This window comes from Bartonella sp. AA1HLJMS (assembly GCF_042197445.1).
In the GTDB taxonomy this organism is placed as follows: domain Bacteria; phylum Pseudomonadota; class Alphaproteobacteria; order Rhizobiales; family Rhizobiaceae; genus Bartonella.
On sequence record NZ_JBHIRW010000125.1, the window covers coordinates 1 to 2158 of the forward strand.

At 35.7% G+C, this 2158-nt stretch carries 2 protein-coding genes and 1 pseudogene; 1 reads left to right on the top strand and 2 read right to left on the bottom strand.

Going from position 1 to position 2158, the window contains the following annotated elements; translation table 11 throughout:
* Nucleotides 1-772, top strand: a pseudogene (locus tag ACFIQE_RS09760) (portal protein); the annotation flags it as partial.
* 122 nt (nt 773-894) lie between these two features.
* On the opposite strand, the gene ACFIQE_RS09765 reads toward ACFIQE_RS09760, so the two are convergent.
* Entirely contained in the window at nt 895-1218 is a 324-nt protein-coding gene (locus ACFIQE_RS09765; protein WP_015856199.1) for a helix-turn-helix domain-containing protein, read from the bottom strand.
* 1 nt (nt 1219) lies between these two features.
* Nucleotides 1220-1570 (bottom strand): type II toxin-antitoxin system RelE/ParE family toxin, encoded by a 351-nt coding sequence (locus ACFIQE_RS09770; RefSeq protein WP_375616946.1) that lies wholly within the window; start codon nt 1568-1570, stop codon nt 1220-1222.
* Nucleotides 1571-2158: the final 588 nt, after the last annotated feature.

Here is a 2158-nt window from a genome sequence, read left to right on the forward strand (position 1 = left end):
TGATGAACGTTTAGAAAAAGACAGCAATGTATCTGATCTCTCTCATGAAGGTTTGTTTCGTAAGCTTGTGAGCTGGTACAAAGAAGATGTGGAGCATGTGAACAAATGGCGTGAACATGCGCGGGAGGATTTTGGTTTTTACAATGGTGATCAATGGAATGAAGAAGATTTATCGGCGTTAAAAAAGCAACGCCGCCCCGTTATGACTTTTAATCGTATTGCTCCGCTTGTGAATGCTGTTGTGGGTTCAGAACGCAACAATAAGCGAGAAGTGCAATTCATTCCTCGTCAAATAGGGAAGGCATTGCCAAGTGAATTGCTTACAGGAGCAGCAGAATGGTTTCGCGACATGGCACATGCTGAATATGCAGATAGTGATGCTTTCCAAGATGCTGTCATTTGTGGAATGGGGTGGACTGATACCCGCCTTGATTATGAGAACAGCCTCGATGGTGAACCGGTCATTACGCGTTTAGATCCTTTAAAAATGGTCTGGGATAGTGCGGCAGTGCAACCGAATTTAACCGATGCACAACGTTTGTGGTATGTAGACCGCAAGCCGTTAGAAGTAGCTAAGCAGATGTTTCCCAAATCTCATTGGACAGAGCTGAGTGCAGATTGGGCAAGGGATGGGAGCTCTCATGAAGGTGTTCACCATAATGATCTTGATTATTACAGTGATGAAGGGAGCATTGATGTTGAAAACGGTCGTCGGATGGTCACGCTTGTTGAAGGACATTATAAACAAAAATACAATAAAGTCAATAGTTTGTTTGTAATTATTTTATAAGAATCCACTTAAGAATCCACACTTTTATACGTGATTCATTTGACTATTTTTTATATAAGATTGCCATGCATGAATAGATCCAAAAAAGCTAATCATAAAGAAGTTTAAGAAGAAAAAACAACTTCAAAATGTCCTTCAAGCGTTTTAACTTCTTTCGGATTAACAATAATCTTGATATCGTTTCCCAATTTTGCCAAACACTCAAGCATTTTCATTTCACTAATTCCTCGAAATTCTCCACTTAAGAGTTTAGACAGTTTTGGTTGAGTCATTTTCAAAAGTTGACTAGCCTGTTTTTGTGTTAAGTTCTTTTCTTTCAGAATTTGACTAATCTTATGAGCAAGTTGCGCTTTGATAAGCATCTCTCTGGAATCTGAAAAGCCAAGATCCGCATAAACATTGGAACTACCGTGAAAAACATTGATCATTTTAATTCCCTTCTAATTGTTCTGCTAACTTGAGACGTTCTTTAATCAGATTAATGTCTGGTTTTGCTGTTGCAATGCCACGGGTCGATTTTTTCTGAAAACAATGCAACACATAAAGAGATTTTTTATATTGTATCGTATAAACAGCGCGATAAGTTCCTTGAATATCGCGTTCAATAATTTCTAGAACATTGGCAGATCCAAACCCCTTGAGAACCTTAACATTTTCTCCTCTATCTCCTATCTGAGCAAGATAAAGAGCATAACCAATCCTTTGTTGAATAAGATCAGGAAGACTTTTTATATCTTTGAGTGAAGAACCAAGCCATATGATACGTTTTATTTTACTCATGATTATTAATATACCCATATGGGTATATTTTCAAGTGGTTATTCTAATTTTGTGATTTTTTAATAACTATTATTAATAAAATTGACTTGATAAAAATGGTAACAAAAAACCATAATTGTTTATTTATCTTATGAAAAGCTGCTTTGTAAAAACCAACGCTTCCAAATGTAAAAAGAACGTTTTTTGCAGATATTTATTGAATATGCATTTGCTTTTGATTGGATTGATAAAGCTACCGAGCGTTTTGATTTGTTTGATACGTTTAATAGCCATAACAAGCGTTTATAGGCTCTCTCATTCAAATGAGTGATTAAAGATCATATGCATCATTTACGTTCCTTTTGATAAGTTTTCATATCTCTCATAGAGCGCTTGCAATATGATACGTTTTGTATATATGCATTCATTACTCCATTGTGGATGATTCATTTTAATCAATAAAAAACGCTATTTGAAAGCCGCGTCATATCATTTGGCACGGCTTTTTTTATTTTACTCTCTCTTTTATGAGATGTTTATAGCAATGCATTTTATATGCGTTTATAACCATAAAGAAGGCACGTCCCCCATGTCTCTTTTTATTCTGTT

Excerpts from the sequence above, each read along its gene's own strand:
- ACFIQE_RS09765 (WP_015856199.1), bottom strand. The coding sequence starts at position 1,218 with ATGATCAATGTTTTTCACGGTAGTTCCAATGTTTATGCGGATCTTGGC.
- ACFIQE_RS09770 (WP_375616946.1), bottom strand. The coding sequence starts at position 1,570 with ATGAGTAAAATAAAACGTATCATATGGCTTGGTTCTTCACTCAAAGAT.